General features: G+C 60.8%; 22 protein-coding genes and 2 tRNA genes. 20 read left to right on the top strand and 4 right to left on the bottom strand.

Annotation, left to right across the window (positions count from 1 at the left end; translation table 11 throughout):
* From glyA to AC0KW6_RS20165, 4 genes are all read left to right on the top strand, one after another.
* Positions 1–1,270, top strand: a 1,270-nt coding sequence (gene glyA, locus AC0KW6_RS20150; RefSeq protein ID WP_323782561.1) for a serine hydroxymethyltransferase, incomplete at its 5' end; no start/stop codon positions are given.
* Between the two features lie 311 nt (positions 1,271–1,581).
* Entirely contained in the window at positions 1,582–2,373 is a 792-nt protein-coding gene (locus AC0KW6_RS20155; protein ID WP_474035861.1) for a DeoR/GlpR family DNA-binding transcription regulator, read from the top strand.
* 160 nt (positions 2,374–2,533) lie between these two features.
* Entirely contained in the window at positions 2,534–4,210 is a 1,677-nt protein-coding gene (locus AC0KW6_RS20160) for a Na/Pi cotransporter family protein (protein WP_474035862.1), read from the top strand.
* Between the two features lie 41 nt (positions 4,211–4,251).
* A complete protein-coding gene (locus tag AC0KW6_RS20165) occupies positions 4,252–5,091 on the top strand; it encodes an EamA family transporter (protein WP_474035863.1) in 840 nt (279 codons plus the stop codon).
* Between the two features lie 49 nt (positions 5,092–5,140).
* Here AC0KW6_RS20165 and AC0KW6_RS20170 read toward each other — a convergent pair whose 3' ends face one another.
* From AC0KW6_RS20170 to AC0KW6_RS20180, 3 genes are all read right to left on the bottom strand, one after another.
* The gene (locus AC0KW6_RS20170) at positions 5,141–8,098 is read right to left on the bottom strand and encodes an ATP-binding protein (protein WP_474035864.1); all 2,958 of its coding nucleotides are present in this window, start codon (positions 8,096–8,098) and stop codon (positions 5,141–5,143) included.
* 108 nt (positions 8,099–8,206) lie between these two features.
* Positions 8,207–8,569 carry a DUF6538 domain-containing protein gene (locus tag AC0KW6_RS20175; RefSeq protein WP_323783718.1) on the bottom strand — a complete coding sequence of 121 codons (363 nt, stop codon included), beginning with the start codon at positions 8,567–8,569 and terminating at the stop codon, positions 8,207–8,209.
* A gap of 93 nt (positions 8,570–8,662) precedes the next feature.
* Positions 8,663–8,737, bottom strand: a tRNA-Thr gene (locus AC0KW6_RS20180).
* Between the two features lie 85 nt (positions 8,738–8,822).
* On the opposite strand from AC0KW6_RS20180, the gene AC0KW6_RS20185 reads away from it, so the two are divergent.
* From AC0KW6_RS20185 to hisD, 5 genes are all read left to right on the top strand, one after another.
* Positions 8,823–8,978 carry a hypothetical protein gene (locus AC0KW6_RS20185; RefSeq protein ID WP_024091800.1) on the top strand — a complete coding sequence of 52 codons (156 nt, stop codon included), beginning with the start codon at positions 8,823–8,825 and terminating at the stop codon, positions 8,976–8,978.
* Positions 8,979–8,984: 6 nt separating this feature from the next.
* Positions 8,985–10,253, top strand: a complete 1,269-nt coding sequence (murA, locus tag AC0KW6_RS20190) for a UDP-N-acetylglucosamine 1-carboxyvinyltransferase (protein WP_474035866.1) — start codon at positions 8,985–8,987, stop codon at positions 10,251–10,253.
* Positions 10,253–10,729: a DUF2948 family protein gene (locus AC0KW6_RS20195; protein ID WP_323782149.1), complete on the top strand. Its 477-nt coding sequence runs from the start codon at positions 10,253–10,255 to the stop codon at positions 10,727–10,729. The genes murA and AC0KW6_RS20195 overlap by 1 nt, the downstream gene beginning before the upstream one ends.
* A 3-nt stretch (positions 10,730–10,732) precedes the next feature.
* On the top strand, positions 10,733–11,245 hold the full coding sequence (locus tag AC0KW6_RS20200) for a GNAT family N-acetyltransferase (protein ID WP_474035867.1): 513 nt from the start codon (positions 10,733–10,735) through the stop codon (positions 11,243–11,245).
* Positions 11,246–11,403: 158 nt separating this feature from the next.
* Positions 11,404–12,705, top strand: a complete 1,302-nt coding sequence (hisD, locus tag AC0KW6_RS20205) for a histidinol dehydrogenase (RefSeq protein ID WP_323782143.1) — start codon at positions 11,404–11,406, stop codon at positions 12,703–12,705.
* A gap of 83 nt (positions 12,706–12,788) precedes the next feature.
* Here hisD and AC0KW6_RS20210 read toward each other — a convergent pair whose 3' ends face one another.
* A complete protein-coding gene (locus AC0KW6_RS20210) occupies positions 12,789–13,547 on the bottom strand; it encodes an SDR family oxidoreductase (protein WP_323782140.1) in 759 nt (252 codons plus the stop codon).
* Positions 13,548–13,707: 160 nt separating this feature from the next.
* Here AC0KW6_RS20210 and AC0KW6_RS20215 point away from each other — a divergent pair, with 160 nt between their 5' ends.
* The 11 genes from AC0KW6_RS20215 to AC0KW6_RS20265 all read left to right on the top strand — a co-directional run bounded on the left by AC0KW6_RS20215 (position 13,708) and on the right by AC0KW6_RS20265 (position 19,717).
* The gene (locus AC0KW6_RS20215) at positions 13,708–14,187 is read left to right on the top strand and encodes a UPF0262 family protein (RefSeq protein ID WP_323782137.1); all 480 of its coding nucleotides are present in this window, start codon (positions 13,708–13,710) and stop codon (positions 14,185–14,187) included.
* 3 nt (positions 14,188–14,190) lie between these two features.
* Entirely contained in the window at positions 14,191–14,649 is a 459-nt protein-coding gene (locus AC0KW6_RS20220; protein WP_323782134.1) for an arsenate-mycothiol transferase ArsC, read from the top strand.
* Positions 14,646–15,056 carry a ketosteroid isomerase-related protein gene (locus AC0KW6_RS20225; RefSeq protein ID WP_323782131.1) on the top strand — a complete coding sequence of 137 codons (411 nt, stop codon included), beginning with the start codon at positions 14,646–14,648 and terminating at the stop codon, positions 15,054–15,056. Before AC0KW6_RS20220 ends, AC0KW6_RS20225 begins: the two co-directional genes overlap by 4 nt.
* Positions 15,056–15,643: a GNAT family N-acetyltransferase gene (locus AC0KW6_RS20230; RefSeq protein ID WP_474035874.1), complete on the top strand. Its 588-nt coding sequence runs from the start codon at positions 15,056–15,058 to the stop codon at positions 15,641–15,643. Before AC0KW6_RS20225 ends, AC0KW6_RS20230 begins: the two co-directional genes overlap by 1 nt.
* A gap of 161 nt (positions 15,644–15,804) precedes the next feature.
* Entirely contained in the window at positions 15,805–16,683 is an 879-nt protein-coding gene (locus tag AC0KW6_RS20235; RefSeq protein ID WP_323782128.1) for a carbon-nitrogen hydrolase family protein, read from the top strand.
* Between the two features lie 83 nt (positions 16,684–16,766).
* Positions 16,767–16,985, top strand: coding sequence for a translation initiation factor IF-1 (gene infA, locus AC0KW6_RS20240; RefSeq protein WP_005620785.1), 219 nt, complete (start codon positions 16,767–16,769; stop codon positions 16,983–16,985).
* 177 nt (positions 16,986–17,162) lie between these two features.
* Entirely contained in the window at positions 17,163–17,744 is a 582-nt protein-coding gene (locus AC0KW6_RS20245; RefSeq protein ID WP_323782081.1) for a Maf family protein, read from the top strand.
* Entirely contained in the window at positions 17,741–18,763 is a 1,023-nt protein-coding gene (locus tag AC0KW6_RS20250) for a ribonuclease E/G (RefSeq protein WP_323782078.1), read from the top strand. The genes AC0KW6_RS20245 and AC0KW6_RS20250 overlap by 4 nt, the downstream gene beginning before the upstream one ends.
* Positions 18,760–18,963: a DNA gyrase inhibitor YacG gene (locus AC0KW6_RS20255; RefSeq protein ID WP_323782075.1), complete on the top strand. Its 204-nt coding sequence runs from the start codon at positions 18,760–18,762 to the stop codon at positions 18,961–18,963. Before AC0KW6_RS20250 ends, AC0KW6_RS20255 begins: the two co-directional genes overlap by 4 nt.
* A gap of 81 nt (positions 18,964–19,044) precedes the next feature.
* A tRNA-Phe gene (locus tag AC0KW6_RS20260) sits at positions 19,045–19,119 on the top strand.
* Between the two features lie 439 nt (positions 19,120–19,558).
* Positions 19,559–19,717: an IS3 family transposase gene (locus AC0KW6_RS20265; RefSeq protein ID WP_474035868.1), complete on the top strand. Its 159-nt coding sequence runs from the start codon at positions 19,559–19,561 to the stop codon at positions 19,715–19,717.
* The last annotated feature ends 29 nt before the right edge of the window (positions 19,718–19,746 follow it).

Genomic DNA, 19,746 nt, shown 5'->3' on the forward strand with positions numbered 1-19,746 from the left:
CTTTTTCACCCAAGCGCTGTCGGAGCGCGATCCTGAACTTTATGCCTCGATCACAGCCGAGCTGGGCCGCCAGCGCGACGAGATCGAGCTGATTGCCTCCGAGAACATCGTCTCGGCCGCGGTGATGGAAGCGCAAGGCTCCGTCCTCACCAACAAATACGCCGAAGGCTACCCGGGCCGCCGCTACTATGGCGGCTGCCAGTATGTCGACGTCGCCGAAAACCTGGCCATCGACCGCGCCAAGCAGCTGTTCGGCTGCGAATATGCCAATGTGCAGCCGAACTCCGGCAGCCAGGCGAACCAGGGTGTGTTCCAGGCGCTGATCCAGCCCGGCGACACCATTCTGGGCATGGATCTGGCCTCCGGCGGCCACCTGACCCATGGCGCCCGCCCGAACCAGTCGGGCAAGTGGTTCAACGCGGTTCACTATGGTGTGCGCGAAAGCGACAACCTGATCGACTACGATCAGATCCAGGCTCTCGCAACCGAGCACCAGCCCAAATTGATCATCGCCGGCGGCTCCGCCATCCCGCGCCAGATCGACTTTGCCAAATTCCGCGAAATCGCCGACAGCGTCGGCGCCTATTTCATGGTCGACATGGCCCATATCGCGGGTCTGATCGCTGCCGGTGAGCACCCCTCGCCGTTCCCGCACGCGCATGTGGCCACCACCACCACCCACAAGACCCTGCGCGGCCCGCGCGGCGGCATGATCGTGACCAATGACGAGGGCATAGCCAAGAAGGTGAATTCGGCGATCTTCCCCGGCATCCAGGGCGGCCCGCTGATGCATGTGATCGCCGGCAAGGCGGCGGCCTTCGGCGAGGCGCTGAAGCCGGAGTTCAAGGCCTACCAGAAGCAGGTCCGCGCCAACGCGGCGGCACTGGCGGACCAGCTGATCCAGGGCGGGCTGGACATTGTCACCGGCGGCACCGACACCCATGTCATGCTGGTCGACCTGCGCCCCAAAGGCGTCACCGGCAATATCGCCGACAAGGCGCTGGGACGGGCCCATATCACCACCAACAAGAACGGCATCCCGTTCGACCCGGAAAAGCCCACCGTGACTTCCGGCCTGCGTCTGGGCACCCCGGCAGGCACCACCCGCGGCTTCGGCGAGGCAGAGTTCCGCCAGATCGCCGATCTGATCATCGAGGTGATCGACGGGCTGGCCGCCAACGGTGAAGACGGCAATGCGGATGTGGAGGCCGCGGTGCGCGCCAAGGTTGCGGATCTCTGCGCCAGGTTCCCGCTGTACCCGAACCTGTAAGCCCTTGCAGGAGTGAAGAAAACGAACCGCCGCGCGCCGCAAGGCCGCGGCGGTTTTGCTTTGCGTCAGGAGGCGCCCGCACCGCGCGCAGGTGTGGCCGCACCCCGCAACGATTTCAGGCTGCCACAGGCAAGCCAAAAAAAGAGGCAGGAGCAGCCGGAGGTTGGACATGATGGCGCCTGTTTGGCGGTAAATGCCCGGATGGAGGCCGGGATAGGCTGAAAAATGTGGGGATTTGTGGGGCTGCCTTGTAACCCGGAAGGAATTCATGCCTTATGTCGCAAGGCAGTTAAACGCGAACAGGCTCATTCTTGACGGACTCACTTTCTCTCTCTCATCGCGAATTGGAACTGGTGGACGCTTTGCGGCGTTTGGGCGGCTCGGCCCGCAGCGCAGAGCTTGCAAAAATGCTTGATGTGTCCGAGGAAACGGTGCGCCGCACCATCAAGGCGCTGAACAAGGCTGGCACCGTGCAACGGGTGCATGGCGGAGCCTTTCTGCCGGGGCCGCAAAGCGCGACCAGCTTTGCCCGGCGGATTTCTGAGAATCAAAAGGAAAAAGCAGGGATCGCGGCCCGGGTCGCCGCATTTGCCCGTGATGGCATGGCGCTGTTTCTGGATGTCGGTTCTACCACTGCATTTGTCGCGGAGGAATTGCGGCAGAAGACCGGGCTGATCGTGGTCACAAATTCTATCGGAGCTGCGCAGGCACTGGCAAACCACAATGGTAACAGGGTGCATCTGTTAGGCGGTGAATTGCAGAGCAATGAGCGCGGCACCTTTGGCTTTGTGGCTGAGCAGCAGGTCCGCCGGTTTGCGCTGGATCTGGCGATACTGTCTGCTGACGCATTTTCTGCCAAACAAGGCGTGCTTTATCACAATGCGGCCGAGGCCCAGCTGGCTGGGGTGGTTGCCGATTGCGCAGAGCAGGTGGCGGTGGCTGTGGTCCATCCCAAGTTCGCGGAAACGGCGCCGCATTGCGGCCCCGCCCCGCGCAAGATCGATGCGCTGTTTACGGACCGCAGACCTGACAAGAAACTCTCTGCAGCGCTGGCAGGCTGGGGGGTGAAAGTGGACGTTGCCCAGGGTGGCAACGATGACTGATATACATCTGGCCTTGCCCGCCAGGCAACCTGAAAAGCAGGAGACCTGATGAACGGCCGCAGGAGATGCCCGCCGCGGGTGCATCCGGGCCGCGAACAGGCAGAATTGGCTGCGGCTCGAGCCGATACAAACCCGCTGCAGGCCGCAAACAGGAACTGATATGGCAATTTTGACTTTTCTCATCAGTCTGGCGGGAGCCACGATGCTGCTGCTTTATGCAGTGCGGATGGTGCGCACCGGAATCGAGCGCAGCTATGGCGCGTCATTCCAGCGGTTGCTGACTGGCCGGCAAAGCCATCTCCAGGCGGGCCTGGTTGGCCTGGTGCTGGCAATCGTTTTGCAAAGTTCGGCTGCTGTGGCGCTGCTCACCTCCGGGTTCGCAGCCAGCGGTTATCTGGCTTTTCCCACCGGGCTGGCCATCGTTCTGGGCGGCGACCTGGGCTCGGCGCTGATCATTCAGATCCTCTCCTTCAAGCTCGATTGGCTGGTGCCGGTGTTGCTGGCGGCAGGCGGGTACCTGTTCGTCAAGACAGAAGCCAAGAAGGCGCGGCAGCTGGGCAGGATCTTGATGGGGGTCGCTTTCATTCTGATTTCGCTGCGTTTTCTGCGCGAGGCAATGGATCCGATCCGCGACAGCACCTTTTTGCCGGCAGTTGCAGGCTATCTGGCGCGGGATTACATCACGGCGTTTTTGGTCGGTGGTGCACTGGCCTTTGTGATGCATTCGTCTGTTGCCGCCATCCTGATGTGCGTGACGCTGGTGCAGATTGGTGCCATTCCCTTTGCCGCCGGCCTTTCACTGGTGTTGGGGGCGAATTTCGGTTCTGCTTTCATTCCGGTCTGGCTGAGCCGCGGGATGGATTTGCGGGCCCGCCGCATCCCTTATGCCAACCTGGCTTTGCGCGGCACCTGGGCGGTGATCTGCCTGTTCGGCGCCAATCTGGCGCTGCGCCAAGGGGTGCTGGGGGATCCGCAAGGCGGTCAGATGCTGGTCAACGCGCATCTGGCCTTCAATGCGTCACTGCTAGTGCTGACGCTGCCGCTTTGCACACCGTTGGGCGATGTCTTTGCCCGGCTGTTCCCCGAACCCGGGCAGACAGAGGTAAAGCATCCGGGGCGGCCTGTGAGTGCGCTGGAACAGGGCAGCTATGGCTCACCTGCTGTGTCTGTTTCTAATCTTAAACGCGAATTGCTGCGGATGTCGGACCAGGTCAATGCCATGTTCCGCCCGATCCTGGAACTGTATCAATCAGGCAGCAAAGAGCAAATCAAGATCGTCCAGTCGATGGACGATGAGGTCAACGCTTGTCTCTCCGGTGTCCGGAAATATGTGGCCGCGATCCCCGAGGACAGATTTGACAAAGAGCAGTTGAAGACGGCCCGCGGCCTGATGGATTATGCCATCCGCCTGGAAACCGCCGGCGATGTGGTGGCGCGCCGATTAACAGTCCTGGCGGGAGAGTTGAATAAAAGGAACTTGAACTTTTCCAGGGACGGCTGGCTGGAGATCACCCGGATGCATGAGGCAATCATGGCCAATATGCAGCTGGCCTCCAATGTGCTGATCTCTGATGATTTGGAGAGCGCGCGGCTGCTGAGCCTGGAAAAAACCGAATTGAAGCGGATGGAGCACGATAGCCGGAAACGCCACCTGAAACGGTTGCAGAATGGCGCCCGGGAAAGCTTTGACACGTCCGACATCCATTTGGAAACGCTGCGTGCCTTACGTGAATTCAACAGCCACATTGCAGCTGTAGCCTATCCGGTTCTGTACCAGAACGGGCAGCTGCTGGAGACCCGGCTGATCAATGAAATGCTGCCGGAAGAGGCAGACTGAGACTGGAAACACAGCCGCCCGCCTAAAGACCTGTCGAGAATATGACCCCTATTATCATCGCCATCATCCTGTCGGCTGCGGTATTGCATGCTGTGTGGAATGCCATTGTGAAAACGGCTGCGGACCGTACCACCACACTAGGGCTGGTCGCCTTTGGCCAGGTGATCCCCAGTGCAGTAATGATCACTGTGCTGCCGCTGCCGTCTGCAGAAAGCTTCGTTTATATCCTGCTCTCCACGGTGGTTCATTTCGGGTATTTCTACATGCTTGGCCGCGCCTATCAGCACGGTGACCTTAGCGTCGTGTACCCGATTGCAAGGGGCATCGTGCCGCCGCTTGTCGGCATTTGGGCGATGATCTTTGCCGGTGAGCTGCTGCCGTTTCAGGCCTGGGGAGGGATTGCGGTGATTGCCCTTGGAATCCAGCTCAGCAGCTGGAAGGCGCTGCGCTCAGGTGTTGGGCGAGCGGCCCTCGGCTTTGCCGCAGGAACCGGAATTTGTATTTCGATATATTCATTGGCCGATGGTATCGGCGTGCGTTTGTCCGGCAACACACTCAGCTACTGGGCCTGGGGGGGCTTTCTGCACATCTTTATCGCCGGGTTCATAGCTGTGCGTAAGCGCCGAACCCTGGCGGCTTTGCCCAAGCGGACTTGGGTGCTGGGGATTGCTGGTGGGCTGGTATCGATGGCGGCTTACGGGCTGGTGCTTTATGCCAAGAACTTTGCCCCGCTGGGGGCCGTTTCTGCGTTGCGTGAAACTTCGGTGATCTTTGCCGCGCTGATCGGATTTGTCTTCCTCAAGGAAGGATACTGGATGCGGCGGCTCGGTTCAGCGGTCTTGATGGCCGCCGGTGTGGCCCTGATCGGGACGGCTGTTTAGATCCTTGGCATCTTGATCTGCCAGCATTCAATGGGATTGAGTTGAGACTTCAGGCCCTGGCCCTGAGCAGCTGATCAATGGGGGGAGTGTCTCTTAAAATTGATGCCAATGTGTGCAGTAGAACTGCCTTTTTGACAGGCTTGGTCAGGAAATGATCCATGCCTGCATCCAGACAGGCCTGCCGGTCGCTGGAAAAAGCGTTGGCCGTCAGGGCAATGATTGTTGGCTGGGGAACGGGCAGGCTGCGGATCTGCCGTGTGGCCGCAATGCCGTCCAGCTCGGGCATCGACATGTCCATCAGGATGATATCCGGCTGCAGTTCCTTGAACATTTTCACTGCCGCACGGCCATTGCCGGCTTCAGCCAGCTCAACCGGCTGTCCGCGGAGGAATTTGCGGATTAGAAGCCTGTTGGTTTGGTTGTCTTCAGCCAGCAGAATCTTGCAAGGCCGGATCTGAGGCGCGGTGTCCAAAGAAATGCCCGAGACCGGGATTGCCGCCCGTTTGGCTGGCGCCATCTGCAGCTCCAGCCGGAAACATGAGCCCTGGCCGGGATCCGATTTGACGGAAATACTGCCGCCCATCCGTTTGGCCAGCATGCTGGAAATAGTAAGCCCCAGACCGGTTCCGCCAAACGCCTTTGTCGTCGCCGCGTCTGCCTGGGTGAAGCGGTCAAAGATATGGCGCGCCTGAGATTCGGATATTCCGATCCCGCTGTCCTCAACTTCGGCAATAAGGCAATAAGGGTTGCCGCCGGCATGTGAAACGCGGACGTCAATCCTGCCTTGCGGTGTGAATTTGACAGCGTTGCCGATCAGGTTGACCAGAATCTGCCGCAATCGCCCGTCATCTCCATGCAGCCGCTCCGGCAGCCCCTCAGCGTAAGAGACCTGCAGCGACAAACCTTTATCCTGCGCTTTCGGACGGAAAAGCCCCGCTGCCCCGCCTATGCAGTCACGCAGGTCAAAGTCTTCTTCGGCTATGGAGAACTTCCCCGCTTCCAGCCGCGACAGGTCAAGAATATCGTTGATGACTTTCAGCAGTGCTTGGGCCGAACTGCGGATGGTTTCCAAATTCTGCTGTTCATCCGGCAACAGCTCAGCCTCTGCCAGCAACTCGGCCATGCCGATGATACCGTTCATCGGGGTGCGGATTTCGTGGCTCATGTTTGCCAGAAACTCCGATTTGGCCCGATCGGCCTGTTCCGCGGCAACTTTGGCCTCGGCCAGTTCCTGTTCCCGCAGTTTGCTGCGGGTAATGTCGCGTTCAATGCCGATAATCAGGTCAACTGTGCCATCCTCGCCAATCACCGGAACGATATTGGTGTCGAACCAGGCGACTTCCCCCGATTTGGTGTAGGTGAGCACCTCGTTGCGATAGGGGATACCAAGGTCCTTGTGGCGGTCTATTTCCCGGACCACGCCGGGGTCGGTATCAGGGCCACACAGCAATTCTGCAGGTGTCCTGCCAATCGCCTCGCTGGCGGCATAGCCTGTGACGCGGGTAAAGGCCTCGTTGACCCAAAGGATCTGCCGCTCTGCATCGGTCAGGATAATACTGTCGGAGGTGTGTTTTGCGACCAGCGACAGGCGGTGCAGCTCCGCCTGTTGTATTTGCAGTGCAGCATGGGCGTCCTCCAGTGCGCGTTTACCGTGATTCAACTCGCTGTTCCGCTCGGACAGCGTCTGGTTCGCGCGGATCAGTTGTTCGCGCAGATGGACATCCTCCGAGACATTCCAGTTGACGCCGATCAACCAGTCGCGGCCTTGCGCATCTGTAAACGGGCTGGCCATTGCGCGGATATGCTTGAAGGTGCCATCTTCCAACACAATCCGGAAATCGGAGGCGAAAGGTGCCTTGTCCCGTTCTGCTGACAGCAGGGCTTCCGCTACCCGGTCCCGGTCGCCGGGATGCAGCATGGCCATCCACTCTGTCCCCTCCGGCGGCCCCTGATCCACGGGCACGCCGTAAAGCTCATGCATGCGGCTGTCCCAGCTCACTTTCTGGCTCTCCGGACCGCATTCCCAAATGCCAACACGGGATGTCTTTACCGCAACTTCCAACCGCCGGGAGACTGCCTCCAGTTCGGCTTCCCTGCGCCGCAGCTGGCCGATCACGGTTTGCCGCGCCGCAGACAGCCTGCCGGCCAGAAACGTTGGGAGAACGACCAGTGCCGCCGCCGCCATCAGCGCCAGCCTCAGCTTCCACAGGTTGCTCGGAACGCTTTGCCAGCCGTCTCGGGGGCGGGCGGTCAATTTCCATGAACCAGCTGGCAGGTCAATGTCCAACAGCACGGGATCTTCGGCCAGCATGTCCGGCACGCCAAAGAACTGGCGGCCGGAAGGGCCAGTCCCGTCTTGGCCTGTCAGCGCTATTTCCAGGCCGCTTTTGTTTCCATTGATGCCGGTCTCTGCATAAAGGGTGCCGGTTGCGACCACAGCTGAGAGAATGCCCCAGAATTGCCGGTCAGTTCCTGACCCGCTGAAAATAGGCAGCCGGTAGATGAACCCGGAGCCGCCCTGGAGCAGGTCTACCGGCCCGGCCAGCACCATGTCACCGCTATCGCGCACCCGGTACGCCGCCGCGCGCTGTGCGGCATTCTGATTGTAGTCCAGGCCGATGGCGGTTTCGTTCCCCTTTAACGGGTGGACCAGAGAGACCACCAAGCCGGGAGCCGCAGCGATGTGCCGGATGGCGGTCTTTCCCTCAAGCACCTGCGCAGCCATCCGGCTGAACTGCGCCTGTTCCATGTCCGGCTGGGTGGCCAGCATCGCGGCCAGTCCGCGCAGCCGCTGATAGTCGCCATTGATTTGACCTTCCAGCCGGGATTTGATCACCCCTGCCTCTTGCTGGATCCTGGCACGTTCTGACTGGTGGTGGATTGTGGCGTTTTGCTGCTCAGCATAAAACCCTGCGGCACAGACCACCACGAAGGCAAGCAGGGCGGGCAAGTAGGTTCGGTTGGTGAGAGCGCGCAGCCCGCGCGCGGAAAATTTAGACACGGCCATCTTGCCACCTTTGGATTTGCGCGAAGCACTGCCGGCATCCGTGTCCAGAATCTATGCAATGTGTTCGTTTCAACCCTAATGTCGTCGTAAAGTCTGAAAATTTGGTTTTCACAACACCGGGGCCGTCTTAGCGGTGCTGCGGCCGCAATGGGGTGGTGCAAAATCCAAAGACCGTTGCGCGAGTGCCCTTGCCTCGGAGGCTGCCTGCTGCTTGAAGGAAAGCTCCACGACATCCCGGCGGAGAAAGTCCCGATGCCGCTCAAGTGCAGCAACAGCATCGGCGTGTCGGTTTCGCCCTTCTGCTGGATCGCGTGTTTTCAGCGAGCAGGCAGCGTGAGTGGTGGCTTTGATGAAGCCAGGCGAATCACCGGTGGGAACCTGAACCAGAGTGTCCTTGGCTTTGGCGGCCACGTCAGACGGGACACGCGCCCTGATCTGGTAGACGCCGATTTTCAGCAATGAATTCGGCATGGCTCTGACACGCAAGGTATAGCACCTTTGTGAACCAGTGCGGCAGGCGTAACCCCTTGAAAAAAGGTCTATTAGCAAAATCAGGAGATTAACTGGTGCTGCTGGAGAGAATTGAACTCTCGACCTCTCCCTTACCAAGGGAGTGCTCTACCTCTGAGCTACAGCAGCGCCGGTGAGGGGGCTTTTAGGCATAAACGCTGAGGGGCGCAAGAGCATTCTGGACGGTTTTTTCGCACTAAGTTACAGAAGTCTTATGGCAGAGAAGAAAACACCGAAAAACGACAGGTCAGCGGTTTCGCGCGAAGACCGGCTGAAGGCGGCGCTCAAGGCAAATATGGCCCGGCGCAAGGCTCAGGCCAAGGCGCGGGCGGAAAAGCCGGACCAGGATACGGGCAAAAACGGAGAGTAAGGGCAGATGGATTCGATTCTGGTAACTGGTAACGGCCCGCTGAACGGGCAGATTCCTATCGCAGGGGCCAAAAACGCCTGCCTCACCCTGATGCCCGCGACGCTCCTGAGCGAAGAACCGCTGACGCTGACCAACGCGCCGCGGCTGAGCGATATCAAGACGATGACGCTGCTCTTGCAGTCGCTGGGGGCCGAAGTGTCCAGCCTGCAGGACGGTCAGGTGCTGGCAATGTCGAGCCATGACCTGACCAGCCATGTCGCGGATTACGACATCGTGCGGAAAATGCGCGCCTCCAACCTGGTGCTGGGTCCGATGCTGGCGCGGCTGGGACAGGCGGTGGTGTCGCTGCCTGGCGGCTGCGCCATCGGCGCCCGGCCGATGGATCTGCACATTCAGGGGCTCGAGGCGCTGGGCGCTGAGATCGAACTGAAAGATGGCTATCTGCATGCCAAGGCTCCTAAGGGCCTCAAGGGGGCCGTGATCGCTCTGGCCTTCGCCTCGGTCGGGGCGACTGAAAACGTCATGATGGCGGCCACCCTGGCCAAAGGCACCACGGTCATCAAAAACGCTGCACGCGAGCCGGAGATCATTGATCTGGCAGATTGCCTGCGCAAAATGGGCGCGCAAATCGAGGGTGACGGCACGCCCGAGATCACCATTCAGGGTGTTGACCGCCTGCATGGCGCGACACATCAGGTGGTGGCTGACCGGATCGAACTTGGCACCTATATGCTGGCTCCCGCCATTTGCGGTGGTGAAGTGGAACTGCTAGGCGGCCGCATCTCCCTGGTGGGAGCTTTCTGTGAGAAGCTGGAGGCAGCAGGGATTCAAGTGACGGAGACGGACAAGGGGCTTATGGTCAGCCGCAAGAACGGCCGCGTCCGGGCGGTGGATGTGGTGACTGAGCCATTCCCGGGCTTTCCGACCGACTTGCAGGCGCAGATGATGGCGCTGATGTGTACCGCTGAAGGCACCTCCGTGCTGGAAGAAAAGATCTTTGAGAACCGCTTTATGCATGCTCCGGAACTCACCCGCATGGGCGCGCAGATCGAAGTGCACGGCGGCCATGCAACGGTGACAGGCGTTGAAAAGCTGAAAGGCGCTCCGGTGATGGCAACCGACCTGCGCGCTTCGGTCTCGCTGATTCTCGCCGGTCTGGCGGCGGAAGGCGAAACCAAGGTAAGCCGGGTCTACCATTTGGACCGAGGCTATGAACACGTGGTGCGCAAACTTTCCGGGGTCGGTGCCAGAATCGAACGGATCAGGGAAGAGTGATGGCGGATGCAAGTTTCGAAGACGGCCGCGAGGCGCCGCTGAACCTGGGCGCGCTGGAGGCCGAAGACCTTAAGATCCTGTCCTCGTTGCTGCAAGATGCGGTCTTTCCGGTAACTGAAATGAGCTGGCGCGCGGCTGAACGCCGTTTCGCGTTGCTGGTGAACCGGTTTCGCTGGGAAGACCGCGATGCTGCGGAACGACGCGCCCGGCCTTTTGAGCGTGTGCAGTCGCTGCTGGTGGTGGACAATGTGCTGGCTGTCGCCTCGCAGGGCGTGGACCGCAAGGACAAGGATCTGGTTCTTTCGCTGCTCGCCCTTGATTTCGAGCCCGGTGAGGACGGTGCCGGCCACGTGCTGCTCACCCTGGCTGGCGACGGTGCCTTGCGCCTGGCGGTCGAGGCGCTGGAGGTGTCCCTGCGGGATGTCACCAGGCCTTATCGCGCGCCGTCGGGGCACGCGCCGGATCATGGCGTTTGACCGATGCAAAACAAGCGCGGCGTTTCGCAGGTCTTTACCCGCCCTGCGACGGAGCTGCAGATCCGCCCTGCCACAGTCTTTGATGTATTTGCGATGAGTCAGCTGCTCATCGCGTCGATCCGCGACCTGTGCCGGGCGGATCACGGCGGCGATGCCGCAAGAATAGCTGACTGGACTGCGGACAAGTCGCCTGCGCAGATCGTCAGCTGGATTGACGGCCCCGGTCGCTACTGGCTGGCGGAACGGGGCGGCGGCGCCGAAGCGGTCGGCGGCCTGGAGCCGGAGGGGACGGTCTCTTTGCTTTATGTTTCCCCCAATGCTGCCGGGCGCGGTTCCGGGTCCATGCTGCTGGGGCATCTTGAAACGGAACTGCGCGGGGCAGGCCACAGCGACGGGCGGCTGAACGCGACCCGCGCGGCGCTGGGCTTTTACCAAAGCTATGGCTGGCAAAGAGTTGACGCACCTGAGGGATTCTGCGGGACATCATGTATCCCGATGCGAAAAGCCCTGCCCTGACGGCTGCTGCTTCTTTCTGGTCCCGAATACTCCGGGGTGAATTGGCCGTCTGGTCATGAGGGGCAGCGCCCTATCCTTGCGTCCAATTGCACCGCCCCGCGCCATAGTTCTTGAGACCGCTCCGGCATAAAGCTATGCGAGGGCCAAAGGAGATCCCGATGCCGCAGTTTCTGAACACCGCCGATTCTGATTTCGAACAGTCCTTTGCCGCTCTTTTGGGCGCCAAGCGTGAGGATAGCCCGGATGTGGATGCAGTCGTGGCAGGGATCATCGCCGACGTGCGCGCCCGTGGCGATGCGGCGTTGGTGGAGCTGACAGCGAAATTTGACCGGATGGAACTGGACCCCGCGCAGCTGCGGATTACCGGCGCAGAAGTGGAGGCGGCCATCGCCGCGGTTTCCGCAGAGGAACGCGAGGCGCTGGAAGTGGCCGCAGAACGCATCCGCGCGTACCACGCCCGCCAGATGCCGGAAGACGCGCAGTGGACGGACGAGACCGGCGCAAGCTTGGGCTGGCGCTGGTCAGCGGTCTCGGCAGCGGGTCTGTACGTGCCGGGCGGACTGGCCTCTTATCCCTCGTCGGTGCTGATGAACGCTATTCCAGCAAAAGTTGCAGGCGTGCAGCGGCTGGCGGTCACGGTTCCAACCCCGGACGGACAGATCAACCCGCTGGTGCTGCTGGCCGCAAAGATTGCGGGCGTGGATGAAATCTACCGGGTCGGCGGCGCTCAGGCTGTAGCAGCACTGGCCTATGGCACTGAAACCATCGCCCCGGTTGATAAAATCACCGGCCCCGGCAATGCTTTTGTTGCCGCCGCCAAGCGCCGGGTCTTCGGCAAGGTGGGCATCGACATGATTGCGGGCCCTTCCGAAATCCTGGTGATTGCGGATAAAGACAACAACCCTGACTGGATTGCGCTGGATCTGATGAGCCAGGCAGAACATGACGAAAGCGCCCAGTCGATTCTGATCACCGATAACGAGGGTTTTGGCCTGGCTGTGGCAGCGGCGGTGGATAAACGTTTGGAAACGCTGGAGCGCCGCGCAATTGCCGGACCCTCCTGGCGGGACTTTGGTGCGGTGATCACCGTGCGGGATCTGGATGAGGCTGCGGCCTTGTCCAACCGCATAGCACCGGAACACCTGGAGCTTTGCGTCAAAGACCCTGCCGCTCTGAGCCAACAGACCGTGCACGCAGGAGCAATTTTTCTGGGGCAGTTTACGCCCGAGGCCATTGGTGACTACGTGGGCGGCCCCAACCACGTGCTGCCCACCGCCCGGTCGGCCCGGTTTTCCTCCGGCCTGTCTGTTCTGGACTTCCTCAAGCGCACGACCCTCAGCCAGATGACGCCGGATTCTCTGCGGGCAATCGGACCGGCCGCGGAAATCCTGGCGCACAGCGAAAGCCTGCAGGCGCACGGTCTGTCTGTCACGGCGCGTCTGGATGCGTTGAACGGTTGAGAACTTGAGGGGCGCTGCCACTCTGTGCGCGGCGCACGCATGCACCCCGGAGTATTTTGAACCGGAAAGAAAGCACTGGCCGTTCAGTAGTGCGAAGTATACCCGCCATCCACGGCCAGCACCTGCCCGGTGATGTATGAGGCAGCGGGCGAAGCAAGGAACAGGATGGCCGGGGCCAGCTCTTCCGGTTCGCCCCAGCGGCCGAGCGAGGTGGCATTCTTCAGTTTTACAGCAATTTCCGGATCGCTGGCCGCGGCCATATTGGGGCCGGTTTTGAAGAACCCCGGGGCAATAGCATTCACGGTGATGCCATATGGGCCAAGCTCCGCCGCCAGTGCCTTGGTCATGCCGTTGATGCCGGCTTTGGCAGTTGTGTAGGCGGCATCTCCGGATTGCGCGATGAGGCCGGCAATCGAGGAAATGTTGATGATACGGCCATATCCATTTGGTGCCATTTGGGCGGCGGCCAATTGCGCAAGGCGGAACGGGGCGACCAGATCAACATCCCATAGCGCTTGTAAATCAGAACGCGTGAATTCCGTCAGGCCGCGCCGGTCCCGTTGCCCCACGTTGTTGACCAGAATATCAAGCCCGCCTTCACCGGCGATGTCTTCGAATGCCGCGGCTGCTGATCCCTCATCAGCCACATCCAGAACCAGTGGGCGGGCGATACCGGGTATCCGGGCAAGCGCATCCGCAACCCGGTCCTGACTGCGTCCGTTCACCCAGACCTCGGCGCCCGCTTCCGCCAGAAGCTTGGCCGCGGCAAACCCCAGCCCGTCCGTGGAGCCGGTCACCAGCGCGCGCTGGCCTTTGAGGGAGAACTGTTCAAGCCTTGTCATCATCCTGTCTCCTATTGCAGGCAAGCTGTGCGTGCGGGCGTGGCCTGTCAAGCACTGCCGCAAATGGCGCAGGCTTTGACGCCCGCTGCTGCATTGCCCCAGGCGCGGCGGTGCGATACTCATGGCCGGACGCCTCAGCGCATTATAGAGACAAAGACCCATGAGCCGCATTAGCCATATCGAACTGGACGACCGCAATCTGCCGCCTCCGACGCCCGAGATCGAGCAGGAGCGCAAAGTGGCGATTTACGACCTGATCGAGGGCAACAGTTTTGCGCTTCCGTCCCGCGATGGACGCGATCTGCCCGCCGGACCTTACCATTTGGGATTGGCGATCCGCGACAAGCGGCTGGTCTTTGATATCAACACCGAAGCGGGCGAGAAAGCAGCAGAATTCCACCTGTCGCTTTCGCCGTTCCGTCAGGTGGTCAAGGACTACTATCAAATCTGCGAAAGCTACTTCAGTGCCGTGAAAACCATGCCGCCCAGTCAGATCGAGACCATCGACATGGCGCGGCGCGGCATCCACAACGAAGGCAGCCGGGTGCTGCAGGAACGGCTGGAAGGCAAGGCCGAAGTCGACATCGATACCGCAAGGCGCCTGTTCACCTTGATCTGCGTCTTGCACTTCGGAGGCTGACCGGTGGAGGAACTGCCGCAGTCCGTTCTGTTCTGTTGCGACCACAATTCGGTCCGTTCGCCGATGGCGGAGGGCATCATGAAGAAATTCTATGGCACCGGCACCTATGTGCAGTCTGCCGGCGTCAAGAACGACATGGAGATCGATGGCTTTTCGATTGCCGTCTGCCAGGAAATTGAAGTCGAGCTTTCGCGGCACCGCTCCCGCTCGTTTGACGAGATGGAGCGCTGGGGCGATGATCTGTCGTCCTTTGACCTGGTGGTGGCGCTGTCGCCGGCCAGCCAGCGCCGGGCGCTGGAACTCACCCGTTTTTTTCACCTTGATGTCGAATATTGGCCAATTATGGACCCTACCGGGCTGGGTGAGACGCGCGCAGCCAAGCTAGATGTCTACCGGCAATCCCGGGACCAAATCATCCAGCATCTGAAGAATCGCTGGGGCGAACCAACGGAGAAAACATGACCGACACTATCGCGCGATACTTTGCAGCCTTCAACGCTGGCGACACCGATGCCATGCTGGACTGCCTGGACGAGCAGATCGCCCACCACGTGAACGAGGGGCAGATCCGTGTAGGCAAGGAGAAATTCGCCGCGTTCTGTGCGCATATGAGCCGCTGCTACAAAGAAGAGCTGACCGATATGGTTATTTTTTCTTCTGAGGACAGCTCCCGCGCAGCGGCGGAATTCATCGTCAACGGCACCTATCTGGTGACCGACGAAGGCCTGCCCGAAGCCAAGGGCCAGACCTACCGCCTGCCCGGCGGATCGTTCATTGAGCTTAAGGACGGCAAGATTTCCCGTTTGACCACCTATTACAACCTGGCGGACTGGATCGCGCAGGTGTCCGGCAAGCCGGCCCTTGCATGATGGCCCTCCGCATCGAAGCGATGACCGGCGCGGTCTTAGAGGCCGCGCTGGACGATGTCGCACGCCTGCGGATCAAGGTGTTCCGGGATTGGCCCTATCTTTACGATGGTGATTTGGCCTATGAGCGGGACTACCTGCAACGCTACCGCGACAGCGCGAGGGCTGTTGTCGTCGGCGCGTTTGACGGAGACACTCTGGTGGGTGCCTCTACTGGTGCGCCGCTGGCCGACCATGCGGATGATTTTGCAGCCGCATTTGACAACAGCGGCATCGATCTGAGCGACGTTTTTTACTGTGCCGAATCCGTGCTGCTTCCGGGCTACCGCGGCCGCGGCGCCGGGCACGGTTTCTTCGATGCGCGGGAGGCCCATGCCCGCAAACACGGTTTCCGTAAATGCGCGTTCTGCGGGGTGCAACGTCCGGCGGACCACCCGCTGCGGCCTGCAGATTATGCGCCGCTTGACCCGTTTTGGCGCAAGCGCGGCTATCAGCCCCTGGATGGCGCCATTGCGCATTTTTCCTGGAAAGATGTGGGTCAGTCTGAAGAGACGAAGAAGCCGCTGCAGTTCTGGGCCCGGGATTTGTAGCAAAGGTGGAGCGGTCATGCAGAGGGGTTTTCCACAGGACCGTTGCAAGAGAGGGGCGCAGGGGGTGCACAGGCGGTGCACGGAAGTCCCCCCGTTTCCGGAGGCCGCCAGAAATGACCGGAAGAATGCGTGGGCTGCATTGTAAAAAAAGGGAAGACAGGATGAAAATCGCAACTGCCGCCTATACGCTCGACTGGCTCGACAGCTGGGCGCAGTATGAAGACAAATTGGCCGCCTGGGTGTCAGAGGCCGCCGGCAACGGGGCAGAGCTGCTGGTGTTCCCGGAATACGGCGCAATGGAGCTGTCCACGCTGGATGGCGCCGCGGTTGCTGGCGATCTGCAGCAGTCGATCCATTCCGTGTCGGAAAAAATGGAAGACGCCGCCGCCCTGCACCAGAAACTCGCCGCTGAACACGGGGTGCATATCCTGGGGGCTTCAGCGCCTGTGAACAGCGGATCAGCCCGGCCGGTGAACCGGGCGGAGTTTTATGCGCCCTCCGGCAAGCGCGACCATCAGGACAAGCAGATCATGACCCGTTTCGAGCGCGAGGAATGGGGCATCACCGGAGGCGGGGCTCTCAAGGTTTTCGATACCTCGCTGGGAAGAATCGGCGTGCTGATCTGCTACGACAGTGAATTCCCGTTGCTGGGACGCGCCCTTGCAGAAACGGACGTCATTCTGATTCCCTCCTGCACCGAGGCGCTTGCCGGATACTGGCGGGTGCGTATCGGGGCAATGTCTCGGGCGCTGGAAAACCAGTGCGTGACGGCGATGGCGTCGTTGGTGGGCCGCTACGACTGGTCCGAGTCGGTGGACGCAAATACCGGCATGGGAGGCATTTTCGGCCCGCCTGACAAGGGGTTCCCGGAGACCGGTGTGCTGGCCGCAGGCGGCATGAACCGGCCCGGCTGGACCTACGGGGAGGCGGACCTTGATGCCATAGCACGTGTCCGGGCTGACGGCGGGGTGTTGAACCGGCTGCACTGGGAAGAGCAAATGCCGCGGGTGAAATCGGTCACAAAGGCCGTCATAACCTGATTGAGCCCTTGAAATATTGGAAAAATGCCCCCATTTAAGCGCACGTCCCGCAGTTTGCGGGGTAACCCAATGATGGAGACAACATGGCCAAGGAAGATACGCTCGAATTTCCCGGTGTCGTGAAGGAACTCCTGCCTAATGCGACGTTTCGGGTCGAGCTGGAAAACGGCCATGAAATCATCGCTCATACGGCAGGCAAGATGCGCAAAAACCGCATCCGAGTTCTGGCAGGCGACCGGGTCCAGGTTGAAATGACACCTTACGACCTGACCAAGGGCCGGATCAACTACCGCTTTAAATAAGCAGCTGATCCGACAAGACTATCAAGGCCCGGCTCTTTGCCGGGCTTTTGTTTTTTACAGCGGCTTTGCAGCCGCCGCCTGCGGCCGAAGTATTTTCGGCCAGAGGAGACTGCGCGGTGCTTTCCCGCTGCCGGTATTCACCGTATGACAGGCGCAAACAGGTAGAAGGGCCACGGTATGGAGTTCATTCTGGGATCGGGCAGCCCGCGGCGGCTGCAGCTACTGGCGCAGCTCGGGGTGCATCCCGACTGCGTGCGCCCGCCGGAAATTGACGAAACTCCGCTGAAGAATGAGCTGCCGCGGGCCTATTGCGTGCGGGTCACGAGGGAAAAAACTGAAGCTGTCCCCGCGGGGACAAAGGATGTGGTTCTGTGTGCTGATACGACGGTGGCCTTGGGCCGCCGCATTCTGGGCAAACCACGCAATGCGGGGGAGGCGGCAGAGTTTCTGCTGGCCCTGTCAGGCCGCCGCCACCGGGTGATTACCGCAGTCGCCGTGCGCCGCGGCGATCGGGTCTGGGAAAAGGACGTGGTCAGCCAGGTAAAGATGAAAAACCTGTCGGACGTGGAATTGAACGCCTATCTCGCGACGGGTGATTGGGAAGGCAAGGCCGGAGGGTATGCCATTCAGGGCCCCGCCGGCGCATTCATCCCGTGGATCAGCGGTTCCTTCACGGGGATAGTCGGGCTGCCGTTGTCTGAGACCGCCAACCTTTTGCGCGCCGCCGGGCTGCCATTGTATCAGGAGGCTGCCGCATGAAGGGCCGCACTATCATCCTCGACCATATCCAGGACCGTGAAGCCGCTGCCTTGATGGTGGATGGAAAACTGGAGGATTTCCTGATCGACAGCGACGCACCGTCGCCTGGTACCATCTACCGCGCCCGCGCCGACCGGCCGGTGAAAGGGCAGGGGGGCATGTTCCTGACCACCCCTGACGGGCCGGCCTTCCTGCGTCAGGTCAAGGGGCTGGCGCCCGGACAGATGCTTCTGGTGCAGGTCTCCGGTATTGCCGAGCCGGGCAAAGCGATCCCGGTCACCCAGAAACTGCTGTTCAAAAGCCGTTACGCCATTGTGACCCCCGAGGCGCCGGGCCTGAACATTTCGCGCAGCATCCGCGACGAAGACGAGCGCGACCGCCTGCTGGAAATTGCGCATGAGGAAATGGGCGAAACCGGATATGGGCTGATCCTGCGCTCCGCCTGCGCCGGGGCGGACAGCGGGGAGATCGCCGAAGACGTCGCTGCCATGGCGGCACTGGCAATGCAGGTGATGCAGGACGAAGGGACCGAATCTGAGGTACTGGCCGAGGGCGACACGCCGCATCTTCTGGCCTGGCGCGACTGGGTGGAGCCGGCGGACATAGAACGCGGTTCCGGCGGCTTTGAGCGTCTGGGGGTGCTGGACGCGCTGGATATAGCTCTGGGCATCCGTGAGCCGCTGCCAGGCGGCGGCTTCCTGTTCATCGAGCCGACCCGTGCGCTGGTTGCTGTGGACGTGAATACGGGGTCCGACACGTCGCTGGCGGCCGGTATCAAAGCCAATATGGCTGCCGCTAAAGCATTGCCCAGAGCCTTGCGGGTGCGCGGATTGGCCGGACAGATTGTACTGGACCTTGCGCCGATGCCGAAAAAGGACCGCCGCGGTTTTGAAACAGCATTGCGGGCGGCTGTCCGATCCGAGTCAGAGGAGACGGTACTGGCCGGCTGGACCAATCTTGGCCACTTCGAAATGCAGCGTAAGCGCAGCCGCATCGCCCTGCGGGAGGTTTTGAAATGAGTTGCCCGGTCTGCGGCGGGGAGGCGCAGAGGGCACACCGGCCTTTCTGCTCCAAACGCTGTGCTGATATTGACCTCTGCAGATGGTTGAACGGCACCTATGCGGTGCCCAGTCTGGACCCGGAAGATATTGAAAACGCTCCGGAAGAAGCGCGGGAGATATTTCCTGCGGAAGAAAAAACACCTCAAACCCGGCATTAGTGAATTTCTTTCAAAAACCCTCTGGACACCGCCGCGTGCACGTCATAGAAGGCCCCCACCCAAGGCGATAAGCCTTCCCGTGCCCGGGTAGCTCAGGGGTAGAGCAGTGGATTGAAAATCCTCGTGTCGGTGGTTCGATTCCGCCCCCGGGCACCACTTTTCATCAAGAAATGCAGGTAGTTCAGGCGCTTATGTCATTCGCTTGTACTTTAGCCCCACTAAACGCCCTATTCTCAGGTTTTGATACCTTGGCATTCCGCAACGGTCCAAGGTGGTACTGTTCCCGGTTGCATGAGACGGGAACGCGGCCTCATCAAAGAAAATCCCCGCGCTTGGCGGGCGTCGTCGGGCGGGGTTTTCAGCCCGCTATTTCTTTCAGGGGGCGGCGCCACTAGGTTTGTTGGCAGGATATTGCGCACGCATAGGAGGCTGACGGGTTTCCGAAGGCGGGCGCTCAGCTTTGACGTACCCCCCCCCTGTCCGCCGGTTGCATGGGGAGGGCGTTGGCGTGATTCCGGAGTGGAATCGTCAAATGCATAGGTATTTGGAACACACACCCCGTGACCGCCCACACAGCCTCTGTCAGCGTCAGGACATGGCGTATTTTGCCCACATCCGCACAGAATTTTCGCCAACGAGCGACAGCTATGGCAGCCCACGAATCCACCGCTACTTGATCGACGCCGGTCGCAAGGTCGGGCGCCATCGCACGGCCCGGCTCATTCGGGAGAACGACCTCGTCACGCGGCGGTAACGGAGTTTCAAGCGCATTACCGACAGCGA

The sequence above is a fragment of the Leisingera sp. SA215 genome, from assembly GCF_055902035.1.

Coding starts and splice junctions, on each gene's coding strand:
- AC0KW6_RS20160 (WP_474035862.1), top strand. CDS start 2,534: ATGGCAATTTTGACTTTTCTCATCAGTCTGGCGGGAGCCACGATGCTG.
- AC0KW6_RS20165 (WP_474035863.1), top strand. CDS start 4,252: ATGACCCCTATTATCATCGCCATCATCCTGTCGGCTGCGGTATTGCAT.
- AC0KW6_RS20170 (WP_474035864.1), bottom strand. CDS start 8,098: ATGGCCGTGTCTAAATTTTCCGCGCGCGGGCTGCGCGCTCTCACCAAC.
- AC0KW6_RS20175 (WP_323783718.1), bottom strand. CDS start 8,569: ATGCCGAATTCATTGCTGAAAATCGGCGTCTACCAGATCAGGGCGCGT.
- AC0KW6_RS20185 (WP_024091800.1), top strand. CDS start 8,823: ATGGCAGAGAAGAAAACACCGAAAAACGACAGGTCAGCGGTTTCGCGC.
- murA (WP_474035866.1), top strand. CDS start 8,985: ATGGATTCGATTCTGGTAACTGGTAACGGCCCGCTGAACGGGCAGATT.
- AC0KW6_RS20195 (WP_323782149.1), top strand. CDS start 10,253: ATGGCGGATGCAAGTTTCGAAGACGGCCGCGAGGCGCCGCTGAACCTG.
- AC0KW6_RS20200 (WP_474035867.1), top strand. CDS start 10,733: ATGCAAAACAAGCGCGGCGTTTCGCAGGTCTTTACCCGCCCTGCGACG.
- hisD (WP_323782143.1), top strand. CDS start 11,404: ATGCCGCAGTTTCTGAACACCGCCGATTCTGATTTCGAACAGTCCTTT.
- AC0KW6_RS20210 (WP_323782140.1), bottom strand. CDS start 13,547: ATGACAAGGCTTGAACAGTTCTCCCTCAAAGGCCAGCGCGCGCTGGTG.
- AC0KW6_RS20215 (WP_323782137.1), top strand. CDS start 13,708: ATGAGCCGCATTAGCCATATCGAACTGGACGACCGCAATCTGCCGCCT.
- AC0KW6_RS20225 (WP_323782131.1), top strand. CDS start 14,646: ATGACCGACACTATCGCGCGATACTTTGCAGCCTTCAACGCTGGCGAC.
- AC0KW6_RS20230 (WP_474035874.1), top strand. CDS start 15,056: ATGGCCCTCCGCATCGAAGCGATGACCGGCGCGGTCTTAGAGGCCGCG.
- AC0KW6_RS20235 (WP_323782128.1), top strand. CDS start 15,805: ATGAAAATCGCAACTGCCGCCTATACGCTCGACTGGCTCGACAGCTGG.
- infA (WP_005620785.1), top strand. CDS start 16,767: ATGGCCAAGGAAGATACGCTCGAATTTCCCGGTGTCGTGAAGGAACTC.
- AC0KW6_RS20245 (WP_323782081.1), top strand. CDS start 17,163: ATGGAGTTCATTCTGGGATCGGGCAGCCCGCGGCGGCTGCAGCTACTG.
- AC0KW6_RS20250 (WP_323782078.1), top strand. CDS start 17,741: ATGAAGGGCCGCACTATCATCCTCGACCATATCCAGGACCGTGAAGCC.
- AC0KW6_RS20255 (WP_323782075.1), top strand. CDS start 18,760: ATGAGTTGCCCGGTCTGCGGCGGGGAGGCGCAGAGGGCACACCGGCCT.
- AC0KW6_RS20265 (WP_474035868.1), top strand. CDS start 19,559: ATGGCGTATTTTGCCCACATCCGCACAGAATTTTCGCCAACGAGCGAC.